The following is a 25,538-nucleotide window of genomic DNA, read 5'->3' on the forward strand; positions in this document are numbered from 1 at the left end:
GAGTATGCTGATGGATATATATCATTTTCTGAACAAAACTTTTTTTGATTCATGCTCAAAAATTGACAAATCCTGGCGAAAAAGAAAAAGGTCAATAGACACAAAATTGATTGTTCTATTTCTCATGAAAATCATATCAGGGAAAAATAACCACGGATACTCTTATATTATTAATGAAATATGGGCTGAGTGCATTCGTGAAAAAATACCGTTACCTCAGCATAAGCCCGTCTCGGCTTCATCAATGTGCGAAGCCAGAATGAAATTACCTGATGATGCAATAAAAACCATAAACAAAAATATCGTTTCTGTATGGGAAGATAATACCCATCCCGAAACATGGAAAGGACATCGACTGTTTGCTATAGATGGCTCAAAATTAAACATTCTCAGAGGGTTGCTGGAAAATGGATATATACCCGTAATCATTGAAGATGCTTGATTTTATCCGAAATGGAGATCATTATCCTCGCTATGAAAATATTTATTACATCAGAACAAAAAATCAAACTTGAACGTCTTCACGACACCACTCGTGATGGTCAGGTACGAGACAGAATAAAAGCTATCCTTCTGGCTTCTGAAGGGTGGCGTTCTGTGATGATCGCCCAGGCATTGCGACTCCATCAGACCACCGTTGACCGCCATATCAGTGATTACCTTAATCAAGGTAAACTTAAATCTGACAATGGAGGGTCTGATAGTTTGCTTTCCCGAGAACAAACTGATTTTTTAATCAATCACTTATCTCAACATCTTTTCCATCACACCCATGAAATCGTGGCCTATGTTGCTCAGCTCTGGAAGATTACCTTTAGCATTCCCGGCATGAATAAATGGCTACACCGTCAGGGTTTTTCTTATAAAAAACCGGGTGGCGTCCCTCATAAATTCGACGCAGAAAAACAGCGACAATTTATTGAATATTATGAGAATCTTAAAGTCACAGCGAAAGACGAACCCATCCTTTTTCTTGACGCTGTTCACCCGACTCAAGGCACCAAACTCAGTTATGGCTGGATGCGAAAAGGCGAGAAAAAAACCGTCAAGACAACAGGAAGCCGGACTCGCCTGAATATATTGGGCGCGCTCAACCTGAATGCCATTGGTCATACGGTGTTCCAGGAATATCAAACCCTCAATGACTACAATATTTGCTGTTTTTTCAATGAAATAAGAAAGTCTTATCCTGACTATCATCAAAAAATTCATCTTATTGTGGATGGGGCGGGTTACAACAAAGCTCATCTTGTTAAGGAGTGGGCTTATGTTAGCAATATTGAATTACATTACCTTCCGCCATACAGCCCAAATTTAAACCCGATAGAGCGATTATGGAAGGTCATGAATGAACAGGTTCGAAATAACCGTTATTTCGCGGATAAACATGAATTTCGAGACAACGTCTTCAAATTTTTCACCACAACGCTACCGGATATAGCGGACTCGCTGATGTCTAGAATTAACGACCATTTTCAGGTGCTAAAAACTGCATCTTGAAGTTTCTTGGGTATAGATCTGTTTTTATGGTATTAGTATCGGTTTTAATGCTTTCGGTAGCAGCTGTCAGATCTGCTTTGGTGGCGGCACTTGTGTTTTGTAGTTCTGCAATAATTTCAACGATTTTTTCAGACTGCTCATCGTTAAAACCCGATGCTTTGAGTGCTTTAACTGCTGTAAGTGTGTTCATTGTAAGTGAAGTCATTCTCTCATCCTCTAAAACATAAGACAGTTGATTGATTACGTTTAAAGTAAGAATAAGACCATAAGGGCACAAATGCAACACGACAGTAAATGAGTTTACCATCACCCTGTGAAGAGAAGGCAGGTAGGGTGTGCATTTAGAGAGTATTGCTGAGTTAAACCTAGACAAATCTGTGTTGATATGACAGGGCTATTTTGAAAACTACTTAGGGCAACCTATCTAATTTTTTAATGTGTTCACAATACTAATGGCTTGTTTTTTATCATTTGCCCCCATTCTAAACGAAGGAGGTAAAGAGGTTTGAATAGTCGTTGTGTACATAGGAATACCGTTGAATGATACTGTCATTTGGGTTCCAATGTTTTTAGTGATTAGAGAATTAAATCGAGGAAAACAGGGTTTATCTTTTTTCACTACGACTGATAACTCATCATTCATTCCATTATGTGATCCTAAATAATCAATTTGATCTGTACACGCTTGAGTTAAGATAAATTTGTCACCGGATAAAAATTCAAATTTTAACCCTTCTTTCGTTTGAATTAGCCTATTTCGATTGTTTTTATCGGAACATCCGGCTATTGCGGAGAGGAACATCATAATAACAAATAGATTTTTCATAATTTCGAACCTGTCATATTTAAAAACCACATATAGCCCCACTTAAAAACTAAGTAGGGCCATTAATAATATACTCTTACCAACCCCAAGTAACAATAACATTTTGTCCTGTAGAAAAGCTTTTACATCTTATTTTGTCTATTCCTGCTCCTCCTCCATGGATCATGCAATCACCTGGGCCTGTAGCGTGTGTAGTTTTTAGCCCCGACTGATCTACATATTGTATCTCAACAGAAAAAGCGGATGGCATCTGTGATTCTGTTACAAAAGTATATCTAATATTATAAGTAGAACCTGACCATCCTTGTAAATCAACCCAAGGTCCCCAAAAACCAGGTGGAGCGTAAGCTTGTGCTGTTGGCATATTCATCTCCTTAAACAAACGTAAAAAATCAGTTATGTTGATAGGAAAATAATAGTTCTAGAACTCTATATATTATAGATGAGAATCTTGTTTAATATTTATAATTATGTGATTTTTGTAGGTAATGAATTGTTTTTAAATAAAATAATTGTAAATGAAAATTCTCAGCTGTGAGTGATGAATGACGATTAATGCAAGAAATTATCCAAAAATCAGGGTGGATTCTATTAGATCGATTATATTTCAAGTGAAAAATATAATCAGGAATGGGTTTCCCATTCCTGAGAAAGAAGTTTATATTTAACGACTTGCTGCTTTCACTCGTAATGCCTGTTTTTCTGCATCACTGATAAAAGCGGTTTCCAGCCCATTAATTTGAGCTTGACGGATTTGAACGGCAGATAAGCCCGCGGCAGGTGCAGCTACTTCATATTCATGGCGAATTTCGATACCTTCAACGGCTGGATCATCAGTGTTGATAGAAGCAAGAATACCTTTTTCCAAGAATTGTTTCAGTGGGTGGTCTAATAAAGAATTAACGGTGCTGGTTTGAAGGTTTGAGGTTAAACAGGATTCAATACCGATACGGTTTTCAACCAAATAATCCATTAAAGCCGGATCAGTAATCGCTTTGACTCCATGACCAATACGAGTTGCCCCTAATTCACGAATAGCTTGCCAAATACTTTCAGCGCCAGCCGCTTCGCCAGCATGGATGGTTATTTGCCAGCCGACATCACGGGCTTTGGTAAAATGAGATTGGAAAAGATGACCGGGGAAACCTAACTCATCACCTGCCAGATCCAGTGCGGTAATATGCTGGTGGTGAGCCAGCAGACCCGCCAGTTCCTGAGTACAGGCTTGTTCACCAAATGTTCTGCTCAGAATACCGATGAGACGAATATTGATATCGTTATTTTGGCAGGCAGAATGGATACCATCGATAATTGCTTCAACAACGCCTTCAACTGGCAATTGATGCTTCATTGCCATGTAATAAGGGGAGAAGCGTAACTCGGCATAATCCAACCCGGCATTGACAGCATCTTCAACATTCTCGATGGCGACACGACGACAGGCATCCAAATCAGCCAGCACGGCCACTCCCCAATCCAATTTTTGCAAAAAGCTGACGAGATCGGGTTCATTGCCAATAATTTGCACATAGGGGAGCAGTGATGCCAGATTATTAGCCGGAAGTTGGATATTATGCTGGCGGGCGAGATCTAAAATGGTCGCAGGACGAATATTTCCGTCAAGATGACGGTGTAAATCTGTTAGCGGGAGCTGTATATCAATCATATTCCGGGTCCTTTTTTTATATAAAAAAAGCCAGTCAAACTGGTTGACTGGCAATTTACCAAAAACGTTTATGGCCGTTTTATTGCGCAGGCTTCACAGTACCTTCTATTTGTACCTTTTTACTGTTGTGAGGGTCGCTTTCTGGCATTATGTGTTCTGGCGTTGCCTCATCATCAGAAGGGTCGGCTAAATTGTATTCAGACATGAATTGATGTAAGGGCATTTTCTTACCGTTCATTTCGACATTACCGTCTGCATAGTTAAACTTAATGCTGATGGCATTTTTATCAACAGTGGTGATTTTAAACAGTTGACCGAATTGTTCAAACTGTTCTATCTGTTTTGCTGCCTTATCCTCAGCTTTCGCTTTATCCATACCATTCATCATCATTGCCTGAGTGGCGAACTCAGTCATCATAGGTTTTGGTAAGGTGACATTCAAAGACATATTCTGAATTAACGTGCGGATAGCGTCTTCGGTTTTCATTGCAGATAAGTTGCTTTTATCTTTTGGTAAGTTTTTCAGGCTTACTTTGTAACTGATGCTGCTTTCACCTTTGGCATTTTTCCAGGTCAGTGGTTCGATACCAAATTGTGGATTGTTTTTCAGCAGGATAGGAAAGTGAGAAAAAACGGCGTCAATAATGGCCGCGTTTATAGCATCGGAAGAGAGAGCATCGGACGCGAGGGATTTAGCTGTAGCATCATTGTATGCTTGGGTAAACTTACGGACAGATTCACCATCCAGACGATCCGCGGTAATAGCAAATTTCCCTGAACCGAAATCGGTATTTTTCAGTTTGAGGCTATCTAAGCTATAAGTGACTTTCCCTTTCAGATTAGTTTCGTCTTCACCGATGTTTGAATTTATCTTAACACCGGAAAGAACCATATCGTCATTGCCGATCCCTTTCAGGCTGATTTCCTGAATGTTGATGTTTTGATCACCAATATAGATATCAAATTTGCCTTTTTTGTTGGACAGGTTTAAATCAATTCCTTTAACAACGAAATTTTCGTTGTTTTTATTGATGGTCAGTTGGTCACTCTTTATTGCCAGTGATACCTCTTTTAGATCACGGCTGAGATCTGAAGTCAATTTGGCCCCGGAAAAATTGAATTTAGCCCCATTTTGTTCAAAATCGACGGGGATAATATCCACATCGGAAATAACAGAACCGCTATAACTAACACGGGAATCAGCAGTAAACAGGGATTTACCCTTAGTCACTTCGAATAGTGGTTTTAGTGCTTCGTTATTTTCCAGTTCGGAATGAACGGAAGCCATGCTAGGAATAAGTGTCAATTTCTTCACTTGTGCCAGTGGGAAAGGGCCGTGATCAATCACAGACTTAATTGAAATCTCTTCACCTGGCTTGATTTCTGCATTTTTAACGCCATCTTTAACCGTTAAGACAAGTCGCACATTAGAACTGAATATCCCGCGATGGAAATCTTTACTCTGTAGTTCCAGACCCGCTTCAGGGAATGCTTTTTTTAATTCAGCATTGGCGTGAGAAACTGATTGGCCGATACGTTGTTCGATTTGTTTACCTGTATACCATGAAGCTCCAGTCCAGGCTGCACCCAAGGCAACAATAACGCCTACTGCCACTAACGATTTTTTCATAATGTAAATCCATCCTTTCAGTACATATTTCGCAGGTAATATGTACTCTCTTGTATAAAAATGGCTGTTAACACCGCTTGGAATTTACGTCGCGTTTAACAGCCTATGAATTAAGCTTTAAACCCAGATCCGCATTATTGATTAAAAACCCGGGCGGTAAAACCATCGCCGTGAAGAATCACCGCTTTTTCTGCCGCAGAAATAAATACTGACTCACCTGGGAAAAGGTTTAATTGGTGTTCCCCAGATTGTATAACTGTTTGACCTTCAATACAAAAAACAATCGATGCTGAATCATTTTCAAGAATAATTGGCTGTTCTGATAAAGAATAAATAGAAAATGCGAAATCATTAACAGGAACAGGGAAGTTTTGCACTGTTTTTTGCTGTTTTGGCAGGGTTAATAATGTGTTTATTGGCTTTGATACAAAATCAAGGTTTGCCATTAACTCAGGAATATCCATATGTTTATTGGTCAAACCCGCCCGTAGGACATTATCTGAATTTGCCATAACCTCAAGAGCGACACCCTCCAGATAAGCGTGAGGCGTGCGGGCGCATAAAAACATCGCCTGACCGGGTTCAAGTTCAATAACATTGAGTAAAAGTGGGGTAAACAGGCCATTGTCATCAGGATAAAACTCCGTCATTTTTTTAATGGTATCCCACGGTTCGCCAATACGGCTGTTTAATGCTGATTTTAATACACCCAGCGCCAGCTGCTTTTGTTTGCCTCTCATATGGAGTAATTGGGAAAATAAAAAAGCAAGATTCTGTTCGTCTGGTTTCTGAATGAAAAACTGAATCTTGGGATGCGCAGCGGTAACAACTGCCAATAATTGTGCGATTTCGTTTAATGGACGGAACCCATTCATTGCTCGAAAAGGTGTCAGGGCATAAACCAATTCAGGCTTATGGTTATCATCTTTGTAATTTCTTTCAGGTGAGTCCAATGGAATACCGGCACTATTCTCTTTGGTAAAACCTTCTTCGGCGGATGTTTTATCAGGATGAACCTGAATAGAGAGCGGTTGAGCTGCACACAACACTTTAAATAAGAACGGTAAACGGTGAAATCTGTCCGAAATCTTTTTCCCCAGATATTTTTCCGGATCACTGGCGATTAATTCATTTAAAGTAACGGGTTTTCCAGTTTCAGGATCTGCCACAATCGAACTGCTTTTAGGATGGGCACCTATCCATAATTCAGCCATTGGCAGATCATCTGGATTTTCAACACCATAAATATGAGTCAGGGCGGTTTTACTCCCCCATAAATAGTGTTGGATTTGATTTATCATCTTCAACATGGTCGTGGCTCTCTTTTTAAAAAATCAATCTATTTCCTTCATGCCACAATACAATAAACACGACTTGGTCGGCATAATCAGGAACTAATATGTGGCATGATAGTGGAATGCCAATCAGTTTATCTGCAAAGGCTGGTTATGCATATTCGATTATTCTGTGTGTTAAGGAGATAGTAATAATGGCAGCCACTCGCATTGAAAAAGACTCAATGGGGCCTATCGAAGTACCTGCTGACCAATTATGGGGAGCGCAAACTCAACGTTCACTGGAGCATTTCCGCATTTCGCAGGAGAAAATGCCGGTTGCATTGATCCATGCTCTTGCGTTGACCAAACAGGCTGCGGCCAGTGTGAATATGGATTTGTGCCTTCTGCCGAAAGAACGTGGTGACGCAATTATCGCTGCCGCGAAAGAAGTGCTGGAAGGTAAACATCCGACAGAATTTCCTCTTGCTATCTGGCAGACCGGTTCCGGAACACAAAGTAACATGAACATGAACGAAGTGTTGGCGAACCGTGGTAGCGAGATCCTTGGCGGCGAGCGGGGCAGTGAACGCCTTATCCACCCTAATGATGATGTGAATAAGAGCCAGAGTTCGAACGACGTTTTCCCAACAGCAATGCATGTTGCCGCTGTTATCGCGCTGCGTGAGCACCTTATCCCTGAGCTGAAAGTATTACAAAAAACATTGGCTGATAAAGCCGAAGCTTATAAGGATATTGTCAAAATTGGTCGTACTCACTTGCAAGACGCGACGCCATTGACCCTTGGTCAGGAAATTTCTGGTTGGGTGGCCATGCTGACGCATAACCTAAAGCACATCGAAGACAGTATTCCACATGTTTGTGAACTGGCATTGGGTGGAACGGCTGTCGGTACCGGTCTGAATACCCATCCTGAATATGCTGTGCGTGTTGCTAAAAAGCTGGCTGAATTGACCCGCCATCCGTTTGTCACCGCGCCAAATAAATTTGAAGCGCTGGCTACCTGTGATGCTCTGGTTCATGCTCACGGTGCGTTGAAAGGTCTGGCTGCATCCATGATGAAAATTGCCAACGATGTTCGCTGGCTGGCTTCCGGCCCTCGCTGTGGCATCGGTGAAATTTCAATTCCTGAAAACGAACCAGGCAGCTCAATCATGCCGGGCAAAGTTAACCCGACTCAGTGTGAAGCGGTGACTATGCTTTGTGCCCAAGTGATGGGTAACGATGTTGCTATCAATATTGGTGGTGCGTCTGGCAACTTTGAACTGAACGTGTTCCGTCCGATGGTTATTGATAACTTCCTGCAATCTGTTCGCCTACTGGCTGATGGTATGCGCAGCTTCAATGAGCATTGTGCTGTAGGTATTGAGCCTAACCACGATCGTATTACGCAATTGCTGAATGAATCGCTGATGCTGGTGACCGCGCTGAATACTCATATCGGTTATGACAAAGCCGCAGAAATTGCCAAGAAAGCGCATAAAGAAGGGCTGACTTTGAAACAATCTGCAATGAAACTGGGTTATCTGACAGAAGCTGAGTTTGATGAGTGGGTTCGTCCTGAAGATATGGTTGGCAGCTTGAAATAATCGCTGTTTAGCTATTTGAACCGGAGCCTTGTGTTCCGGTTTTCATTTCTGCGTGAAATCTACAGCATAATCCATGGCACGTACGAATCGGGCAATACGCTGGCTTTTATCTGCTGGGAACTTACCTTTATCTGAACATCGTCTTGAATAATTACGCATTTGGATGCCGGTGATTCGTAGAATATCGCTCTTAGCAAACATTGATCGATCTTGTATTTTTTCAACTACAGTTATAGATAGCACTTCATTTAAGGCTGTATTTAAATGTGGCACCTTGCTTGAAGGGAAACCCACTGTTCTCCAAAGAGGGTTGCCTTGTTTTTTATGGTTTGGTGTAAATACTCTTATAAGCACCTCATGGTACAACTTCTTCAATAACGTTCCTGTCACCAAAAAGAGCCAAAGAATATCGTTGTTTTATTTCACCGGCTAAGGTTTTTTCATTTTCATACTTATTATCCTGCAAAGTCTATAATTAACCCGCGGGTTACCCGGCAATATCATGAATATGACGCGGCTTAATTGAATGTATTCTCATTCGCATAATCTGACTGATAACCATTCTCTTTTTTACCCCTCCAATCAGGCACGGTTTATTGATGATTTAGTGAATTGAAAAATAATATAAAGTTAAAAAATATCACTGAGTTTGATTGTGCTGAATGGTCTTAATGATAACAAAATAAACAAGTCGCTATCATTTTATAAAAATAAACACCACTTTATTGTGAAAAAATCTGGAAATCGTTTAGGTTTGATTTATATATTATCTGTTTTTACCCTCGTATGTCAGGTTTTATCGCTCAATAGCCTTGAACAAAAAGTGCTATTCGATAAAAAATATCTTGCTTTTAGATAAATCAGTTTACAAAATCGGCCTGGTTAGGAAATGATCTGCCCGGTAAAAACGTTTATTTATGGCGGCGGATCTTGTCGGTGTTCTCTTATTTACTGCCCGGTTAATGGCCTGCTCTGAAATATCTGAATCCGTTTTTTGTTCCTGAAATTTATTGGGCATGATCCTCATGCCTGGCGTTCTTTTTTTATTGCTGAGGAGCCGGTGATGGCCCAGAGTTTTCAAAATGAAATCCCCAAAGCCCGGGTGAATATTAAATTGGATTTGCATACCGGTGGTGCGCGGAAAAAGGTTGAACTGCCGCTGAAATTATTGGTGATGGGCGATTACAGTTATGGCCGGGATAATCGTCCCCTCTCGGAAAGAGAAAAAATCTCTATTAACAAAAACAATTTTGACAGCGTGATGGCGGAATTCAGCCCTGCGCTTAACCTGACGGTGCAAAATACCCTGGCTGAACATGGCGGCGAAGAAAATATCGCCCTCACGTTCCAGCAAATAAAGGATTTCGATCCTGAACACGTGGCCCGCCAAATTCCCTCACTGCGGGCGTTACTTTCTATGCGTAATTTATTGCGCGATCTGAGATCCAACCTGCTTGACAACGCCACCTTTCGCCGGGAGCTGGAGCACATTCTCCAGGATGACACGTTGAACGATCAATTGCGGGCTGAACTGGCGGCGCTGGTGCCGACAGCCATTTGATGATGACCGTATTGTAGTCAGGAGAGAAGTGATGACGGTACAAGAACAAACCGCTTCTGCTGCGGCAGGCACACCCTACGCCGAAGGCAGTGTTTATCAATCCTTGTGTGAAAAAATCCATTTACAGCCGGTCGAACGACTGAGTGATATCGACCGCTTTCAGTGCAATGATGCGCTGGCGGATGTCACGGCGGATGAACGGGTGACCGCGGCGGTCAGCGTGGTGGCCGACTGGACGGGCATCCCGTTAAGCAGCGTATTAAAAGACGAACAAACCGGCCTGCTCCGTTTGGAACAGCATTTGGGCGAACGGGTGATAGGTCAGGCGGCGGCGCTGTGGGACATTGCTCAACGTTTACGGGCCGCTAAAACGGGTCTGACGCCGGAGCACGGTCCACTGGGGGTTTTCCTGCTGGTTGGGCCGAGTGGGGTAGGGAAAACTGAAACGGCGCTGGCATTAGCGGATAGCCTGTTTGGCGGGGCGCGTTCACTGATCACGATCAACCTGTCGGAATATCAGGAGCCGCACACGGTTTCCCAGTTGAAAGGTTCCCCACCGGGTTATGTGGGATACGGTCAGGGCGGGATACTGACAGAAGCGGTCCGTCAACGACCTTACAGCGTGGTGCTGCTGGATGAAGTGGAAAAAGCCCATCGTGACGTGCTGAATCTGTTCTATCAGGTATTTGATCGCGGTTTTATGCGTGATGGTGAAGGGCGGGAGATCGATTTTCGCCATACCGTGATGGTAATGACGTCGAATCTGGGCAGTGATCACCTGATGGCGCTATTGGCGCAACAGCCTGACGCATCGAATGCCGCGTTGCATGAACTGTTGCATCCTGTGCTGCGGGATCACTTCCAGCCCGCCCTGCTGGCGCGCTTTCAGACGGTGATTTACCGCCCGTTACCGCCTGAGGCGCTCAAACGTATTGTCGACATCAAACTGGGGCAGGTGACCCGGCGACTCAATACCCATTATGGCCTGACCTGTCAGGTGGAAAGCGCCCTCGGTGACACGCTGGTCAGCGGCGCCCGCAATATCGACAGCCTGCTCAACCAGCAAATTTTGCCGGTGTTATCACAGGCGCTGCTGGAACGTCTGGCCCATCACCCTAAACCGGCCGGGGTGATATTGGGCGCCGATGAAACCGGTGAGATCACCCTGACATTCACTGAAACCGAGAAAACCGAGAGCCCGTCATGAACAACACCACCCCGGCGATCATCTTTGATCACAGCCGTTACAAACTGAAAGTCTGGAAAAATACCGCGTCGCTGGATGTGGTGGCGTTTAGCGGGCTGGAAGGCTTAAGCCGGCCTTTTCGTTACGCGATTGAATTCACCAGCCCGGTGAAAGATATCAAACCGGCGCAGATGCTGATGCGGGACGCGGCGTTTACCCTGACGTCACCCGCGTTCAATCCGGGGATGCGGGGCATGCCGGTGATACCGCCGGCACCGCTGCGCACGATCTACGGCGTGATCAGCGAATTTAAACTGTTATCCACCTCGCGGGATGAAAGCCGTTATGAAGTGACTCTGGAGCCCCGGCTGGCGTTGCTGTCGAGAAGTCGCCAATGTGCCCTTTATCAGAAAATGTCGGTACCGGAAATCGTGGAAAAAATCCTGCGTGAACGTCACGGCTTTCGCGGGCAGGATTTCTTATTCACCCTGGCGTACCCCTGCCCGAAGCGGGATCAGGTGATGCAATACGGCGAAGATGACTTGCATTTTGTGCAACGCCTGCTGGCGGAAGTGGGGATCTGGTACAAACTGACGGCGGACGACCGGCTGAAAATCGATGTGGTGGAGTTTTACGACGATCAGCGTTACTACCAGTTTAATGTCTATATGCCGGCCCGCCATCCATCAGGCATGCACGGTGGGGAAGAAGACGCGGTATGGGGCATGGAAACCGCGCATCAGGTGGTGGCAGGCAAAGTGGTGACCCGCGATTATGACTACCGTGACGCGCTGCCGCAATACGGTATGGATGCCGAAGTGGATGTGACGCGGGGCGATGAAACCCTGTATGGCGAAGCGTACCATTACCGGGATAACAACTACCGGGTGTTAGGCAACCGTTACGACCTGGATCCGGCAGTCGAAAGCGGGGTGTTCTACTCCCGGCTGCAACATGAACGTTACCTGAATCGACAGACTCAGCTGCGAGGGTTGACGACATCCGCCACGCTGTTGCCGGGTCAGGAGTTGAAAGTCAGGGGAGAGGCGCCGGACGCGTTCCGTAAAGGGGCGGTGATAACCGCTATTCACAGCAGTGCGCGCCGGGATCGCAGTTTTGAAATGGCGTTTACTGCCATTCCCTACTCTGAAACCGTGTGTTTCCGACCTGTGTTAATCCCGAAACCACGCATAGCGGGCACCCTGCCCGCCCGGGTGAGCAGCTCGGTAGTGAACGACCGGTACGGGGATATTGATAAAGACGGGTTGTATCGGGTGTCGTTTGACTTTGACCGGGCGGACTGGCCGCAGGGGGGAGAAAGCCTGTGGGTGCGTCTGGCCCGCCCTTACGCAGGTGACACCTACGGTTTTCACTGGCCGTTGCTGATAGGTACGGAAGTGGCGATCGCATTTGAAGGGGGCGACCCGGATCGGCCCTACATCGCTCATGCGCTGCACGACTCAAAACACCCGGATCACGTCACCTTATTCAACTACAAACGCAATGTCTTGCGTACCCCGGCGAATAACAAATTGCGCATGGATGACGAACGCGGTCGGGAGCACATCAAACTGAGTACCGAATACGGCGGTAAGAGCCAGCTCAACCTGGGGCATCTGGTTGACAGCCAGAAACCGCACCCGGATAAACGGGGTGAAGGGTTTGAGCTGCGTACTGATGACTGGGGCGCGATCCGCGCCGGGAAAGGGCTGTTTATCAGTGCGGATAAACAGGCCAACGCGGGGGGAGACGTGTTGGCAATGCAGGCGGCCATCAGTCAGTTACAACAGGCGCAGGCGTTAACCGAAGCATTACGGGGTGCGGCTGAAACCGCCAAAGCTGAACTAGCGGATTTGCAGCAACAGAAAACGTTATTGAGTGACACGTTAACCGAACTGAGAAAATCGGCGCTGTTACTGTCCGCGCCCGAAGGTATTGCTCAGACGACGGAGAAAAGTCTCCAATTTTCTGCGGGAGACAATGTGATGGCCACCAGTGGGAAAAATACCGATTTTAGCGTGCTGAAAAAATTCACGGTAGCGGCGGGTGAAGCGGTCAGCCTGTTTGCGCAGAAACTGGGGATAAAACTGTTTGCCAGTCAAGGTCGGGTAGATATTCAGGCGCAGGGTGATGCGATGGGGCTGGAAGCGCTGAAAGACATCACGGTAAGCAGTCATGAAGGCAAAGTGATCATCAGTGCTAAAGAGGAGATCTTGCTGGCCTGTGGCGGGGGATATATCCGTATTGGCAACGGGCAGGTGGAAAGTGGGGCGCCCGATAACATCATCCAGCGGGCGGCGGTGTGGCAAAAATTTGGTGGGCAAAGTGTCAATCAGGCTGTACAGCAATGGCAGACGGCTAATTATGCCGTGACGCCGAAGGCCGTGAGTGCCTGTGACACTACGCCATTAGCCAGTCAGAAAATGTTGTTACAGGCAGATGATGCGGGAAACCGTTTATTGTCCACCGCGCAGGATGGAAAAAGCCCTCTGCAAAAGCAGGCGGGTGTGGAAATAGGCAAATTAAAAATAAAAGATGAGGAGTAAATGATGAGTGAGCCTACTGAAAATGAAATTTATATTCATCCTGAATATGATGAATACGGTTTTCCGTATTACAACGTGCCCAATGCCAGAATTGAAGAAAACCTGGTGGCTACCTGTCTGAAATATGCAACTAAAGTGATCCCGGTGATTTTCCTGCCGGGGGTAATGGGGAGTAACTTAAAATCGACAGAGGGTAAGTCAGTCTGGTGGTTAAACGCGATATATAGCCCAGAGGTTTTACTTTGGGGGCTTAAAAGCGCTTCTTACAGAAAAGATACATTAGATCCTACTAACACTATAGTTGATGGCTCCGGGGATATCACGCCTGACCACACCGAAAAGAATAAATTTCCCAGTTGTCGGCAGCGGGGTTGGGGAGAAGTGGGACATATGAGTTATGGGGATTTTTTGCCCTGGCTTCAGGATGTGTTGGATGATGAGCGTCAGGTGTTTGAATATTGTATGGAAGGTCAGGGGAGGAAGACGCTCCGGCAGCAAATGGTCGGTATGGATCTGAGTGCTGAGTTAGGTGAAGAGCCGCTGACCCAAGAAGAGGTTAAACACAGTTATCGCTTTATGTACCCGGTGCATGTGATGGGCTATAACTGGCTGCAATCCAATGTGGATTCTGCCAAAAGGTTGGCGAAATATGTTGATGAGGTTTTAGCCTACTATGGTAAACGCTGTGCAACCAAGCAGGTGATTTTAGTCACTCATTCTATGGGCGGGCTGGTTGCCCGCTATTATTCAGAAAAACTGAATGGTCGGGATAAAATTTTAGGGATTGTGCACGGCGTGATGCCGGATACTGGTGCCCCGACGGCCTATAAAAGAATGAAAACCGGTGAAGATGGTGTGACTGGGCTGGTTGTCGGCAGTAATGGCGCGGAGATGACCGCTGTCATGGCTCAGTCGCCCGGTCCTTTACAACTGTTGCCGGGAAAGGCGTATGGTAAAGGCTGGTTACATATCGCCGATGATAAAATCACGCATAAGCTACCGGAGTCAGACCCTTATAAGGAGATCTATCTGGAAAAGGATCGCTGGTGGGGATTATGTGAAACCCGGTTTTTAAACCCGGATAAAGAAGATAAATGGAAAGATAATGAAAGTTGGAATAATTATACGACCATTATAAAGAAAAAAGTTAAGCCATTTATTGAAGAATTAACTGGCAATTATCACCCTAATACCTATGCCTTTTATGGTGCCAGTGAGAAACATCTATCGTATGGGGTTATTTCCTGGCTAAAGGGGCATCGTCATTATTCTAGTTATAGCTATGATAATCTTTTAGAAAAGCAGGAGGATTATTCCGGCATGACATTTAATCAGCCGCTATATGATCCGGCTAATCAGGAAACTGGAGCAACACGTACGGTTCGTTTTCTTGTTGGGCCTTCCTCATGGGATTATAAAGAAAAATATTTTGTACTGGCATCACCAAATGAGAAAGGGGATGGAACAGTGCCAGTACAGGCTGGCCGTATTAAAGCCAGAAGTTTACGTAGCCTGCTGGCGACAGAGGTGGATCATGAAGGGGCGTATAAAGAGGATAACGAGACTAAAGATAGCAAAGCCCGGTTATTTACTCTGCGTGCAATTGTAAAGATGGTGCAGGGGGTGAAAATTGAATAAGAGAAATGCCTTATTTATTTTATTGGTTACCTATATTCTGTGGTGGTATTTCCCTACCCCTTATCATTTCCCTATTTTAACTGAGAAGGAAAAGCAAGTGACGACTGAAATGTTAGCGAATATGCAAACCCGTTGTGTGGGCCGTTATCTGATTGATATCCCCGAGGCATTTGGCAATATCTTCCATAATGCGATATTTATTGGTAAAGCGAAAATAGAAACCAAGCGTTTATATCTGCCTGCCTTTGAACAGCGGATACAATTAAGGGAGCAGGAATTAAAGACGGCTAAAACTGTCGATCCGAAAGATATGCCCTTTTTGAAAAAAATCTATCGCCTTGAAGGAAATCTAAAAGGTGTGATTTTCGATAGAAATGAAAATATTGATGAACCTGGTTTTGGGAGAGTACTGGAAGCACATTTGTATAATAATGGTGTCGCATTTAAAATTGTAATGGAAATGTTGGATCTGTCTGATACTAAATATGCTGATGATAGGGAAGACTTTATCAAAGCACAAGTTAGCGAAAGTGAATTGAATACCACAGTTAGAACTCTGGTGAAAATGAAAGAGTTATTATCTAGAATCAGCGGCAGAAAGGATACAGAAATCCCCACAGTGGCAGGAACCTGTATCCCTGATGGATTTATTGCTGGCAGTCGTAATGAGAAAGAAAGAATAACCTTTGTCTATCAGGGAAATGATAGTGCCCACTTTAATTTCAGCGTTGAGATATTGAATTATATTAAAGAGAAAGACAATATGCTGGATCGTATTAGTGGAATGGAAGGGATGTTATTAGCCATGCGTGTCAAAACAATAAGAAAAGGGAAGCGTAAAATTAACGGTACTCATACGGAGGAAATTTTAGCGTCAGGTTCGGAAGGGATGTTATCGGAGCCTGAAATAAAAATCCCTCAATATATGTTTAATTTAATTGCCAATGAAACATTAGGCGATTATAAAAATCCTTTTGTTAATATTGAGTTGAAGAATGACCGGGAATCGCCAACACCGTATAGTGAAAATGAACTGGTAGCATTTTGGGATGCAGTAACGAAGACCTTTCGTAAAAGACCGGGTGCTTTCGGTGAGCGATAAAAATACGCGTTAAATTAAACCCCTTATAAGTATATACCCGTAATCATTGAAGATGCTTGATTTTATCCGAAATGGAGATCATTATCCTCGCTATGAAAATATTTATTACATCAGAACAAAAAATCAAACTTGAACGTCTTCACGACACCACTCGTGATGGCCAAGTACGAGACAGAATAAAAGCGATCCTTCTGGCTTCTGAAGGGTGGAGTTCTGTGATGATAGCCCAGGCATTGCGACTCCATCAGACCACTGTTGACCGCCATATCAGTGATTATCTTAATCAAGGTAAACTTAAATCTGATAATGGGGGGTCTGATAGTTTGCTTTCTCGAGAGCAAACTGATTTTTTAATCAACCACTTATCTCAACATCTTTTCCATCACACCCATGAAATCGTGGCCTATGTTGCTCAGCTCTGGAATATTACCTTTAGCATTCCCGGCATGAATAAATGGCTACACCGTCAGGGTTTTTCTTATAAAAAACCTTGTGGTGTCCCTCATAAATTCGAGGCAGAAAAACAGATACAATTTATTGAATATTATGAAAATCTTAAAATCACAGCGAAAGATGAACCCATCCTTTTTCTTGACGCTGTTCACCCGACTCAAGGCACCAAACTCGGTTATGGCTGGATGCGAAAAGGCGAGAAAAAAACCGTCAAGACAACAGGAAGCCGAACTCGCCTGAATATATTGGGCGCGCTCAACCTGAATGCCATTGGTCGTACGGTGTTCCAGGAATATCAAACCATCAATGACTACAACATTTGCTGTTTTTTCAACGAAATAAGGAAGTCTTATCCTGACTATCATCAAAAAATTCATCTTATTGTGGATGGGGCGGGTTACAACAAAGCTCATCTTGTGAAGGAGTGGGCTTATGTTAGCAATATTGAGTTACATTATCTTCCTCCCTATAGCCCAAATTTAAACCCGATAGAGCGATTATGGAAGGTCATGAATGAACATGTTCGAAATAACCGTTATTTCGCTGATAAACATGAATTTCGAGACAAAGTCTTCAAATTTTTCACCACAACGCTACCGGATATAGCGGACTCGCTGATGTCTAGAATTAATGACCATTTTCAGGTGCTAAAAACTGCATCTTGAAGTTTCTTGGGTATATAGGGGTAAAAATAGTGTGAAAAATATAAAGAATGCAAATGCATAATTTTCAGTTGTCAAGATGGTTAAAGGGGTAAAAATTGAATAAGAAGAATGCCTTATTTATTTTATTGGTTACCTATATTCTGTGGTGGTATTTCCCTACCCCTTATCATTTCCCTATTTTAACTGAGAAGGAAAAGCAAGTGACGACTGAAATGTTAGCGAATATGCAAACCCGTTGTGTGGGCCGTTATCTGATTGATATCCCCGAGGCATTTGGCAATATCTTCCATAATGCGATATTTATTGGTAAAGCGAAAATAGAAACCAAGCGTTTATATCTGCCTGCCTTTGAACAGCGGATACAATTAAGGGAGCAGGAATTAAAGACGGCTAAAACTGTCGATCCGAAAGATATGCCCTTTTTGAAAAAAATCTATCGCCTTGAAGGAAATCTAAAAGGTGTGATTTTCGATAGAAATGAAAATATTGATGAACCTGGTTTTGGGAGAGTACTGGAAGCGCATTTGTATAATAATGGTGTCGCATTTAAAATTGTAATGGAAATGTTGGATCTGTCTGATACTAAATATGCTGATGATAGGGAAGACTTTATCAAAGCACAAGTTAGCGAAAGTGAATTGAATACCACAGTTAGAACTCTGGTGAAAATGAAAGAGTTATTATCTAGAATCAGCGGCAGAAAGGATACAGAAATCCCCACAGTGGCAGGAACCTGTATCCCTGATGGATTTATTACCGGTAGTCGTTATGAGATGGAAAATATAACTTTTGTTTATCAGGGAAATGAGAGTGATCATTTTAATTTCAGTATTGAAATACTGAATGATATCAAAGAGAAAAATAATATGCTCGACCGTATTAGTGGAATGGAAGGGATGTTATTAGCCATGCGTGTCAAAACAATAAGAAAAGGGAAGCGTAAAATTAACGGTACTCATACGGAAGAAATTTTAGCGTCAGGTTCAGAAGGGATGCAGTTGGAACCTGAAACGAAGATCACCCGGTACATGTTTAATTTAATTGCCAATGAAACATTAGGCGATTATAAAAATCCTTTTGTTAATATTGAGTTGAAGAATGACCGGGAATCGCCAACACCGTATAGTGAAAATGAACTGGTAGCATTTTGGGATGCGGTAACGAAGAGCTTTCGTAAAAGACCGGGCGCTTTCGGTGAGCGATAAAAATACGCGTTAAATTAAACCCCTTATAGGGATACCTGATTACCATCGAATCTCAGCTAGCTTGAGTAAATACTCAGGTATAGGTGCTGCCCGGATACATGAATAAATAAGCTGTTCGAATGTTTTTTTAAGGTTAAAGCGCCAATTGAACTTGAAACAGAATTCGGCAAGATAACGAGGTAAATACTTTTTGCTAATCGAATGATATGTTCCGCGTATCGAATTTTTTACATTACTTATCATTGTGTTAACCCACTGAAAATAAGGAAGCTTAACACTCTGCGCTCCACCGCCGGTAACGAGGGGCAAATGGAAAGTCCCGGCTTGCTCAATCCCCCGAAAGCAAGCTAATCCATCTGAAATAACAAGAGATTCTGGTTTGAGATGCACTTTAGCCCAACGGGTCAGTTCCTCGGTCTTAAACCCTTTCACAACGCTGAAACGCATGAACATAGGGTGGCCCTTTTCATTCATTGAAACTGCCGCAACGAAAGGGCATTTCCCTTTTGCCCCTCGCCCTCGGGGGCCATGCTGAGCCCCTCCCCAGTATGCGTCGTCAAGCTGAATAAACCCGCCGAGAGGCTTTTCGTCATCCCGTTCTTTCATTGCTTTCATTAGCTTGTGTTTCATACGCCATGCCGCGTTGTAGGAAATGCCCAGTTGACGTGACAATTCAAGTGCAGAAATCCCATTTTTCTCCTGAGTCATGAGATAAATCGCCAAAAACCACACAGTTAAAGGTAATTTTGACGCAGAAAACAATGTGCCGGCCGTCAAAGATGTCTGATGATGGCATTGATTGCACTGATAAAGGAGACGAGATTTTAACTGGCAATACTTATCATGCCCACAATGAGGGCAGTGATACCCCGTAGGCCAGCGCATATCGAACACCTGTTTCTGGCATTGTTCTTCATGACCATATAATGAAATAAACTCATGAATAGAAATGCCTTTTTGGAATTGAATCTGATTTTTAGCCATTTTCATTTACCTCCACACAGACTTATTTTAAGTATACGCCTATGGGAGCTGAATTTAAGTGATAATCAGGTAGGGATATAAGGGTAAAAAAATCAGGGTAATATAATAAAATTAAAGCGTTTTTATATTCAGTTATCAGATTATTCAGACGGTGAAAATTGAATAAAAAAAGAGATTATTGGTTTTATTAGCTGTTGTGGCTTCTCTTCTTATCTTTGTGAGAGGCCGGGGATTCTAAAAATAATTCACTAATGAGGGGAACAATATGATTCGACTTGACTATTGGGATGCGGCATTATTCGCTTCTGTTTTCTTGTTATATTATATTTGGCCGATAATTATGGTTCTTGATGTGTTGGTTATTTGTCGGATAATTAAATGCATTAAGCAAAAGAAATACACGCGTGCCCTACTCTTAATTTTTGTTGCGTTGTTAATGAGCAGTTCTATTATTTTTATAATGATATGGTCAAATTTATATGGGTAAACGGATGGAAATAAATACGTACTTTAGGTTCGGTCGTGAATATAGTTCAGACAGTGAAGATTGAACAACAATATATTACTTACTTTGTTGGCTATCTTGGCTACTCTCTTGTCTTGGTGAGAAGCAGGATTCTTCTAAAAATAATTAACTGATGAGCGAAATAGTATGTTTGAATTTGGGTTTTGGGGTAAAATATTATTTTGTTTTATTTTTATCCTATATTATGCTTGGCCTATTACTGTGATTTTTGATGTATTTTTCATTTATTTGGTGATTAAATTCGTCAAGCAGGAAAAAATATACATTTGCATTGTTGTTAACTCCTATTGCAGTATTGGTGAGTGGTTTTCTTATTTTTATTTTAATTGCATGGATGCAAGGATGAAAGTTAATGGCGGGATATCTGGAGATAAAACATTATCTCCAGATATCAACTGTTTATTTCGGGGTTATTATGATGATAATAGAGAGGATATCATGATATTTAATATTATTTGTTTAGGTAATGAAATTAACCCGGGTATTCATTCCATTGTGATGCACAATGGCTATTACTCTGTTTCAAGTTCCATTCTTCATAACACTATGAGGTCATTATTATGAGCTGGCCTATTCCTGAAATACCTGAACTCAAAGCAGTAGCGCCTTTGCGCTATCGATTATGGTTTATCATTCTACTGTTAATATTGGTTGTTGGCACACTCGTTTATGCTTTTCTAAAAGACACGACCGATTTTATTCACGCTGCGATTTATAGCAGCTTACCGTCCTTCCTTGTATGGCTGATGTTATTCGGCGCCGCGCTGAACCGCTATGAGCAATATTGTGCGGCAGCGTACGCTTGGGAAGAGGCCAGTGCCGAAACCCGTTTCCAGTGGCAGCAATGGAGCAGAAAACAACTGGCTGTGGTCGGCAACATAATTCTGACGCCTGAACAGCAAGGTATGGCATCGCTGTTAGGTGATTCGAAAGATATTCCTGCCTTTCCTCATAGAGGACGAGCGCTGTTTTTATCGTCGAAAGATAACCGGCAATTATTAGGTGAAATTGATCGTGAGCTTGAGAAACAATGCCCGAATTATCGCGGTTTTTTACACCGGATTTATGTTGCCCCTGCTTCTTCCGACGACTGGCTTTCCTATCAATCTTTGGTATACCAACAGTGGGATCTGCTGCCCATTCAGGCAGAAAACAGGGATGAGATCGATAAGTTATACAAAGAGGCGGCTTTCGAAGGGCTGATAATGGTTCTTGCATGCCAACGCTGGCCGCCTGGCAGTGATAAAAAGGCATACAGCGAATTTGTGTCTGCCCAGTTACTTTCATCGACGGAATTTGCCACCCAAAAAAAACTCAATGTCTTTGCCGGTATGGGGCGGCCTTTACCTTCGTTACCGGGGGAAATAACAAAAGATCTGCCTATATTGTTTGAGTATAACCGTATTGATAAAACGCATATGCGACACCTTTGGGTAACGGGTGTCCCTAATAATGTGCTGACTGAGCTGGCGATTCTCAGCTATGCGCATTCACTCAATTTCTCCCCAGAAAATCCAATCCATTTAATCGATCACACGTTTGGGTCGCCAGGGCCGCTGTCCGTGTTTTTGGCATCAGCCATGCTGACTGAGGCAGTTGGCCTGACAAATAGCGACCATATCGTTATCAATCAGTTACCTGAGGGGAATGCCATCCTCTATTTAATGACTAAGGAATTACACCAATGAAAGTGAATGGTGATCATCATTATGGCTATTGGGGATATGTTTTTATTACCCTTAGCCTTGCCGGGACATTTTTCCTGCTGATTTATTTTAATCAAGCATTGCTGATGGAAAATGGCCTGCTTAAACCTGCGTGGTATGTCTGTGCCACGATTTTCCCGGCCATATTAATCGGCTTATTCGGAAATGCTGCTTGGTGGCATATCCGGCAGAATAAAACGCAACAAAAACTCAGACCTGAAACCGAAGGGACAAAAATTCTCCCCAGCCAGTCCGCTCTGATACTCAATGACTTAGGCGATCGCCTGCACCGCCGTTACGGGGTGTTCTGGGGGTATAAAGTCCGTATCTTGTTGTTGGTGGGCGAACCTGAACAGGTGGAAGCCATCGCGCCGGGGCTGACCAGCCAACACTGGCTGGAGGGCCATCGCACGCTCCTGCTGTGGGGCGGCAGTTTACAACACACGGAACCCGATACCGCGCAACTGGCGGCCCTGCGTCGCCTGCGCCGTCTCCGTCCGCTCAACGGCATTGTCTGGGCGCTGACCGAACAACAGAGCGCGCAGCCGGTCTGGATGGATAACGCCCTGCGCCTGTTGCAGAAACAGGCCCGACAGTTACGCTGGCAGGCACCCGTCTATTTGTGGCAGGTGTGTCACAGTCTCTGGTCACAGGAGGGGCGGGTGACTCAGGCGGTGGGCAGCTTTTTTCCTGAACGCTGTACCCCCGAGATTGTGGAGACCCAGCTGCAACAGTTGATTGACCCGATACGCCGGCAGGGGATGCAGCAAGTCCTGGCCGAGAATGCCCATGATTTTTTGTATCGGCTGGCCGCCACCCTGGAGAAAAAAGGCCTTGCCCACTGGCGCAGGGTGTTGACGCCGTGGCTGGCGGAGTACAGTGAGGTGGTGTTGCTGCGCGGGTTGATGTTCAGTCTGCCGCTGAAAGCGACCCCGGATGCAGGACCGCAAAACTGGTTGCCCGATTTTGCCTGGCAGGGGGTGTTGGCTGACAGTCGGCACCGGCACGGCAGACGGATCGGGTGGATCCAGCGGCGCAACGTCTATCGTGGCCTGATGGTGCTGGCTTTATTGTGGGGTGCCGGGACTGTACTCTCCTTTTTCACCAACCGCGATCAGATAGCGGTGGTCAACGCGGCAGTGACCGACCTGAAAGCCCGCCCGGAAGCGTCTGACGCCCAGTTGCTGGCGTTTAAGGCACTGCGTAATGAACTGGGCCGGTTGCAGTACCGGGCCGAACACGGGGCCCCCTGGTATCAGCGTTTCGGGCTGGATCAAAATCAGCCGCTATTGACGGCGGTGCTGCCGTATTACACCCAGATGAATAACCGGCTGATACGGGATAAAGCGGCGGCGATACTGCACCAAAAACTGAGCGCGCTGGTGAATCTGCCCCCGGGCAGCCCGCAACGGGCCCGTCAGGCGAAAGCCGCGCACAACCAGCTTAAAGCCTATCTGATGATGGCGCACCCGGAAAAAGCGGAGGCCGCGTTTTTAACCCGCGTCCTCAATGAAAACGAGCCGGCCCGGGCGGGTATTGCCCCCGGCGTCTGGTTGAGTGCGGCCCCGGATTTGTGGGATTTTTATGCGGAGAATCTGCCTGCCCATCCGGCATGGCGGATTACGCCGGACACGGTGTTGGTCAGTCAGGTGCGGCGGATATTGCTGGACCAGATGGGCCGACACAATGCGGAAGCCACGCTCTACCAGCAGATACTGCAATCGGTGGCGAAGAATTATGCCGACCTGACCTTAAGGCAGATGACCGGCGACACCGAAGCGGCACGGCTGTTTACCACGACACGCGTGGTGCCGGGGATGTTTACCCGTCAGGCATGGGACGGGCAGATACAGAAAGCGATGGATAATGCGGTGGCCTCACGTCAGGAAGCGATTGACTGGGTATTGAGTGATAACCGTCAGGCCGTCCCGGCCGCCGTCTCACCGGCGGAGCTGAAAGCCCGTCTGACCGCGCGTTATTTTACCGATTTCGCCGGGGCCTGGCAGGATTTTCTCAACAGCCTGCGCTGGAACAACGCGCGTAATCTGGCCGAGGTGACAGACCAGTTAACCCTGATGACGGACGGGCGTCAGTCCCCGCTGATTGCGTTGATGAACACCGTGGCGTATCAGGGGCAGACCGGCCAGCAAGGCCCGGCGTTATCGGCGTCACTGATGAAATCCGCGAAGGCGTTGCTGAATAAAACAGCGGTGCCGGTGATTAACCCGCAAACGCCCGAACTGAGCGGGCCAATGGACCGCACCTTCGGGCCGTTACTGGCGCTGATGGGGAAAAATAAGGCATCGGATGTCATAACGGCGGACAGCAACCTCAACCTGCAAACCTTCCTGACCCGGGTCACGCAGGTGCGGCTGAAACTGCAACAGATGAACGCCAGTGATGACCCGTTGGAAATGGCGGGAAGGCTGGCGCAGACGGTGTTTCAGGGCAAAAGCAGTGACCTGACGGAGACGCAGGGTTACGGCAATCTGATGGCGGCCAGTTTGGGGGCGCAGTGGCAGGGTTTTGGTCAGACGATGTTCGTGCAGCCATTAAATCAGGCGTGGCAGGGGATACTGAAACCGTCTGCGGCCAGTCTGAATGCGCAGTGGCAGACGGCGATAGTGGCTAACTGGAATAGGGCTTTTGCCGGTCGTTACCCGTTTGCCGGAGGGGAGAGTGATATCTCATTGCCGATGCTGGGGCAGTTTATCCGCCCGGATACCGGGCGCATTGAGCAGTTTTTGACGCGTCAGTTAGGCGGGGTGCTGCATAAAGAGGGTAATCGCTGGGTGCCGGACAGGGTGAACAGTCAGGGATTGCCGGTTAACCGGCGTTTCCTGAACGCGGTGAATCAGCTCAGTCAGTTATCGGATGTGCTGTTTGCGGACGGCAGTCAGGGGCTGCGGTTTGAGCTGCGGGCCCGGGCGGCGCGGGATGTGGTGGAAACCGACCTGACGATAGACGGGCAGAAACTGCGTTACTTCAACCAGATGGAAAGCTGGCAGCGTTTTCGCTGGCCGGGAGAGACCTATAAACCGGGGGTGATGCTGACCTGGACCAGTGTCAATGCGGGGGCGCGGCTGTTTGGTGATTATTCGGGAACCTGGGGGCTCATTCGCTGGCTGGCGCAGGCGAAAGCGGAAAAGCTGGATGAAAGCCGCTATCGGCTGACATGGATGATGCCGGACGGTTTACCGATAACCTGGATATTACGCACGGAAATGGGCAGCGGGCCGCTGGCGTTGCTGAAACTGCGGGGATTTACGCTGCCGAAAGCGATTTTTGACACGACACCGGGGGACGACACAAAAATGTCGGCGGTCGATGACGATGATTGGGAGGATGAGTAATGTTGCCTTGGTGGTTTGGTATTGCATTAGATTAGCTGGAAAAATCAGGTACCTAATGCCCTGAAACACCGCTATGTTTGCGGTGTTTCAGAAATAAAGCTATATAT

Annotated in this window: 20 protein-coding genes and 1 pseudogene; 13 read left to right on the forward strand and 8 right to left on the reverse strand. The window is 45.3% G+C overall.

Annotation, left to right across the window (positions count from 1 at the left end):
• Positions 1-10 precede the first annotated feature (10 nt).
• Both ACUN2T_RS12075 and ACUN2T_RS12080 read left to right on the forward strand, forming a co-directional pair.
• Positions 11-442 carry a hypothetical protein gene (locus ACUN2T_RS12075; RefSeq protein WP_445497664.1) on the forward strand — a complete coding sequence of 144 codons (432 nt, stop codon included), beginning with the start codon at positions 11-13 and terminating at the stop codon, positions 440-442.
• Positions 443-474: 32 nt separating this feature from the next.
• A complete protein-coding gene (locus tag ACUN2T_RS12080; protein ID WP_445497665.1) occupies positions 475-1,500 on the forward strand; it encodes an IS630-like element ISPlu3 family transposase in 1,026 nt (341 codons plus the stop codon).
• On the opposite strand, the gene ACUN2T_RS12085 is transcribed toward ACUN2T_RS12080, so the two are convergent.
• From ACUN2T_RS12085 to manA, 6 genes are all read right to left on the reverse strand, one after another.
• A complete protein-coding gene (locus tag ACUN2T_RS12085; protein ID WP_445497666.1) occupies positions 1,463-1,705 on the reverse strand; it encodes a hypothetical protein in 243 nt (80 codons plus the stop codon). The genes ACUN2T_RS12080 and ACUN2T_RS12085 overlap by 38 nt on opposite strands.
• A 219-nt stretch (positions 1,706-1,924) precedes the next feature.
• The gene (locus ACUN2T_RS12090) at positions 1,925-2,326 is read right to left on the reverse strand and encodes a hypothetical protein (protein ID WP_445497667.1); all 402 of its coding nucleotides are present in this window, start codon (positions 2,324-2,326) and stop codon (positions 1,925-1,927) included.
• Positions 2,327-2,402: 76 nt separating this feature from the next.
• On the reverse strand, positions 2,403-2,690 hold the full coding sequence (locus ACUN2T_RS12095) for a colicin Z C-terminal domain-related protein (RefSeq protein ID WP_445497668.1): 288 nt from the start codon (positions 2,688-2,690) through the stop codon (positions 2,403-2,405).
• A gap of 300 nt (positions 2,691-2,990) precedes the next feature.
• A complete protein-coding gene (add, locus tag ACUN2T_RS12100; RefSeq protein ID WP_445497669.1) occupies positions 2,991-3,992 on the reverse strand; it encodes an adenosine deaminase in 1,002 nt (333 codons plus the stop codon).
• Between the two features lie 79 nt (positions 3,993-4,071).
• Positions 4,072-5,622 (reverse strand): YdgA family protein, encoded by a 1,551-nt coding sequence (locus ACUN2T_RS12105; protein ID WP_445497670.1) that lies wholly within the window; start codon positions 5,620-5,622, stop codon positions 4,072-4,074.
• A gap of 134 nt (positions 5,623-5,756) precedes the next feature.
• Positions 5,757-6,932, reverse strand: a complete 1,176-nt coding sequence (gene manA / locus ACUN2T_RS12110) for a mannose-6-phosphate isomerase (protein WP_445497671.1) — start codon at positions 6,930-6,932, stop codon at positions 5,757-5,759.
• A 179-nt stretch (positions 6,933-7,111) separates the two neighbouring features.
• Here manA and fumC point away from each other — a divergent pair, with 179 nt between their 5' ends.
• Positions 7,112-8,506 carry a class II fumarate hydratase gene (gene fumC / locus ACUN2T_RS12115; protein ID WP_445497672.1) on the forward strand — a complete coding sequence of 465 codons (1,395 nt, stop codon included), beginning with the start codon at positions 7,112-7,114 and terminating at the stop codon, positions 8,504-8,506.
• Between the two features lie 42 nt (positions 8,507-8,548).
• Here fumC and ACUN2T_RS12120 read toward each other — a convergent pair whose 3' ends face one another.
• Positions 8,549-8,881, reverse strand: a complete 333-nt coding sequence (locus ACUN2T_RS12120) for a hypothetical protein (protein ID WP_445497673.1) — start codon at positions 8,879-8,881, stop codon at positions 8,549-8,551.
• A gap of 688 nt (positions 8,882-9,569) precedes the next feature.
• On the opposite strand from ACUN2T_RS12120, the gene tssB reads away from it, so the two are divergent.
• The 7 genes and pseudogenes from tssB (at position 9,570) to ACUN2T_RS12155 (ending at position 18,862) form a co-directional block, all read left to right on the forward strand.
• On the forward strand, positions 9,570-10,067 hold the full coding sequence (tssB, locus tag ACUN2T_RS12125) for a type VI secretion system contractile sheath small subunit (protein ID WP_445493457.1): 498 nt from the start codon (positions 9,570-9,572) through the stop codon (positions 10,065-10,067).
• A 199-nt stretch (positions 10,068-10,266) separates the two neighbouring features.
• Positions 10,267-11,274: pseudogene (locus ACUN2T_RS12130) on the forward strand (AAA family ATPase); the annotation flags it as partial.
• Positions 11,271-13,799: a type VI secretion system Vgr family protein gene (locus ACUN2T_RS12135; RefSeq protein ID WP_445497674.1), complete on the forward strand. Its 2,529-nt coding sequence runs from the start codon at positions 11,271-11,273 to the stop codon at positions 13,797-13,799. The pseudogene ACUN2T_RS12130 and the gene ACUN2T_RS12135, both read left to right, overlap by 4 nt.
• Entirely contained in the window at positions 13,800-15,437 is a 1,638-nt protein-coding gene (locus ACUN2T_RS12140; RefSeq protein WP_445497675.1) for an esterase/lipase family protein, read from the forward strand. It abuts the gene before it with no gap.
• 136 nt (positions 15,438-15,573) lie between these two features.
• Positions 15,574-16,539, forward strand: a complete 966-nt coding sequence (locus ACUN2T_RS12145; RefSeq protein ID WP_445497676.1) for a T6SS immunity protein Tli4 family protein — start codon at positions 15,574-15,576, stop codon at positions 16,537-16,539.
• 92 nt (positions 16,540-16,631) lie between these two features.
• On the forward strand, positions 16,632-17,657 hold the full coding sequence (locus tag ACUN2T_RS12150) for an IS630-like element ISPlu3 family transposase (RefSeq protein WP_445493927.1): 1,026 nt from the start codon (positions 16,632-16,634) through the stop codon (positions 17,655-17,657).
• A 95-nt stretch (positions 17,658-17,752) separates the two neighbouring features.
• Positions 17,753-18,862, forward strand: coding sequence for a T6SS immunity protein Tli4 family protein (locus ACUN2T_RS12155; protein WP_445497677.1), 1,110 nt, complete (start codon positions 17,753-17,755; stop codon positions 18,860-18,862).
• A gap of 39 nt (positions 18,863-18,901) precedes the next feature.
• Here the strand turns inward: ACUN2T_RS12155 and ACUN2T_RS12160 are convergent, their stop codons facing one another.
• Entirely contained in the window at positions 18,902-19,846 is a 945-nt protein-coding gene (locus ACUN2T_RS12160; protein ID WP_110090437.1) for an IS1595 family transposase, read from the reverse strand.
• A gap of 652 nt (positions 19,847-20,498) precedes the next feature.
• On the opposite strand from ACUN2T_RS12160, the gene ACUN2T_RS12165 reads away from it, so the two are divergent.
• Genes ACUN2T_RS12165 through ACUN2T_RS12175 form a run of 3 tightly spaced genes read left to right on the forward strand, consistent with a single transcriptional unit; the run spans position 20,499 to position 25,431 of the window.
• A complete protein-coding gene (locus ACUN2T_RS12165; protein WP_445497678.1) occupies positions 20,499-20,936 on the forward strand; it encodes a hypothetical protein in 438 nt (145 codons plus the stop codon).
• Positions 20,933-22,060 (forward strand): hypothetical protein, encoded by a 1,128-nt coding sequence (locus ACUN2T_RS12170; RefSeq protein WP_445497679.1) that lies wholly within the window; start codon positions 20,933-20,935, stop codon positions 22,058-22,060. Before ACUN2T_RS12165 ends, ACUN2T_RS12170 begins: the two co-directional genes overlap by 4 nt.
• On the forward strand, positions 22,057-25,431 hold the full coding sequence (locus ACUN2T_RS12175; RefSeq protein WP_445497680.1) for an ImcF-related family protein: 3,375 nt from the start codon (positions 22,057-22,059) through the stop codon (positions 25,429-25,431). Before ACUN2T_RS12170 ends, ACUN2T_RS12175 begins: the two co-directional genes overlap by 4 nt.
• The last annotated feature ends 107 nt before the right edge of the window (positions 25,432-25,538 follow it).

Source organism: Photorhabdus machadonis (assembly GCF_052657765.1).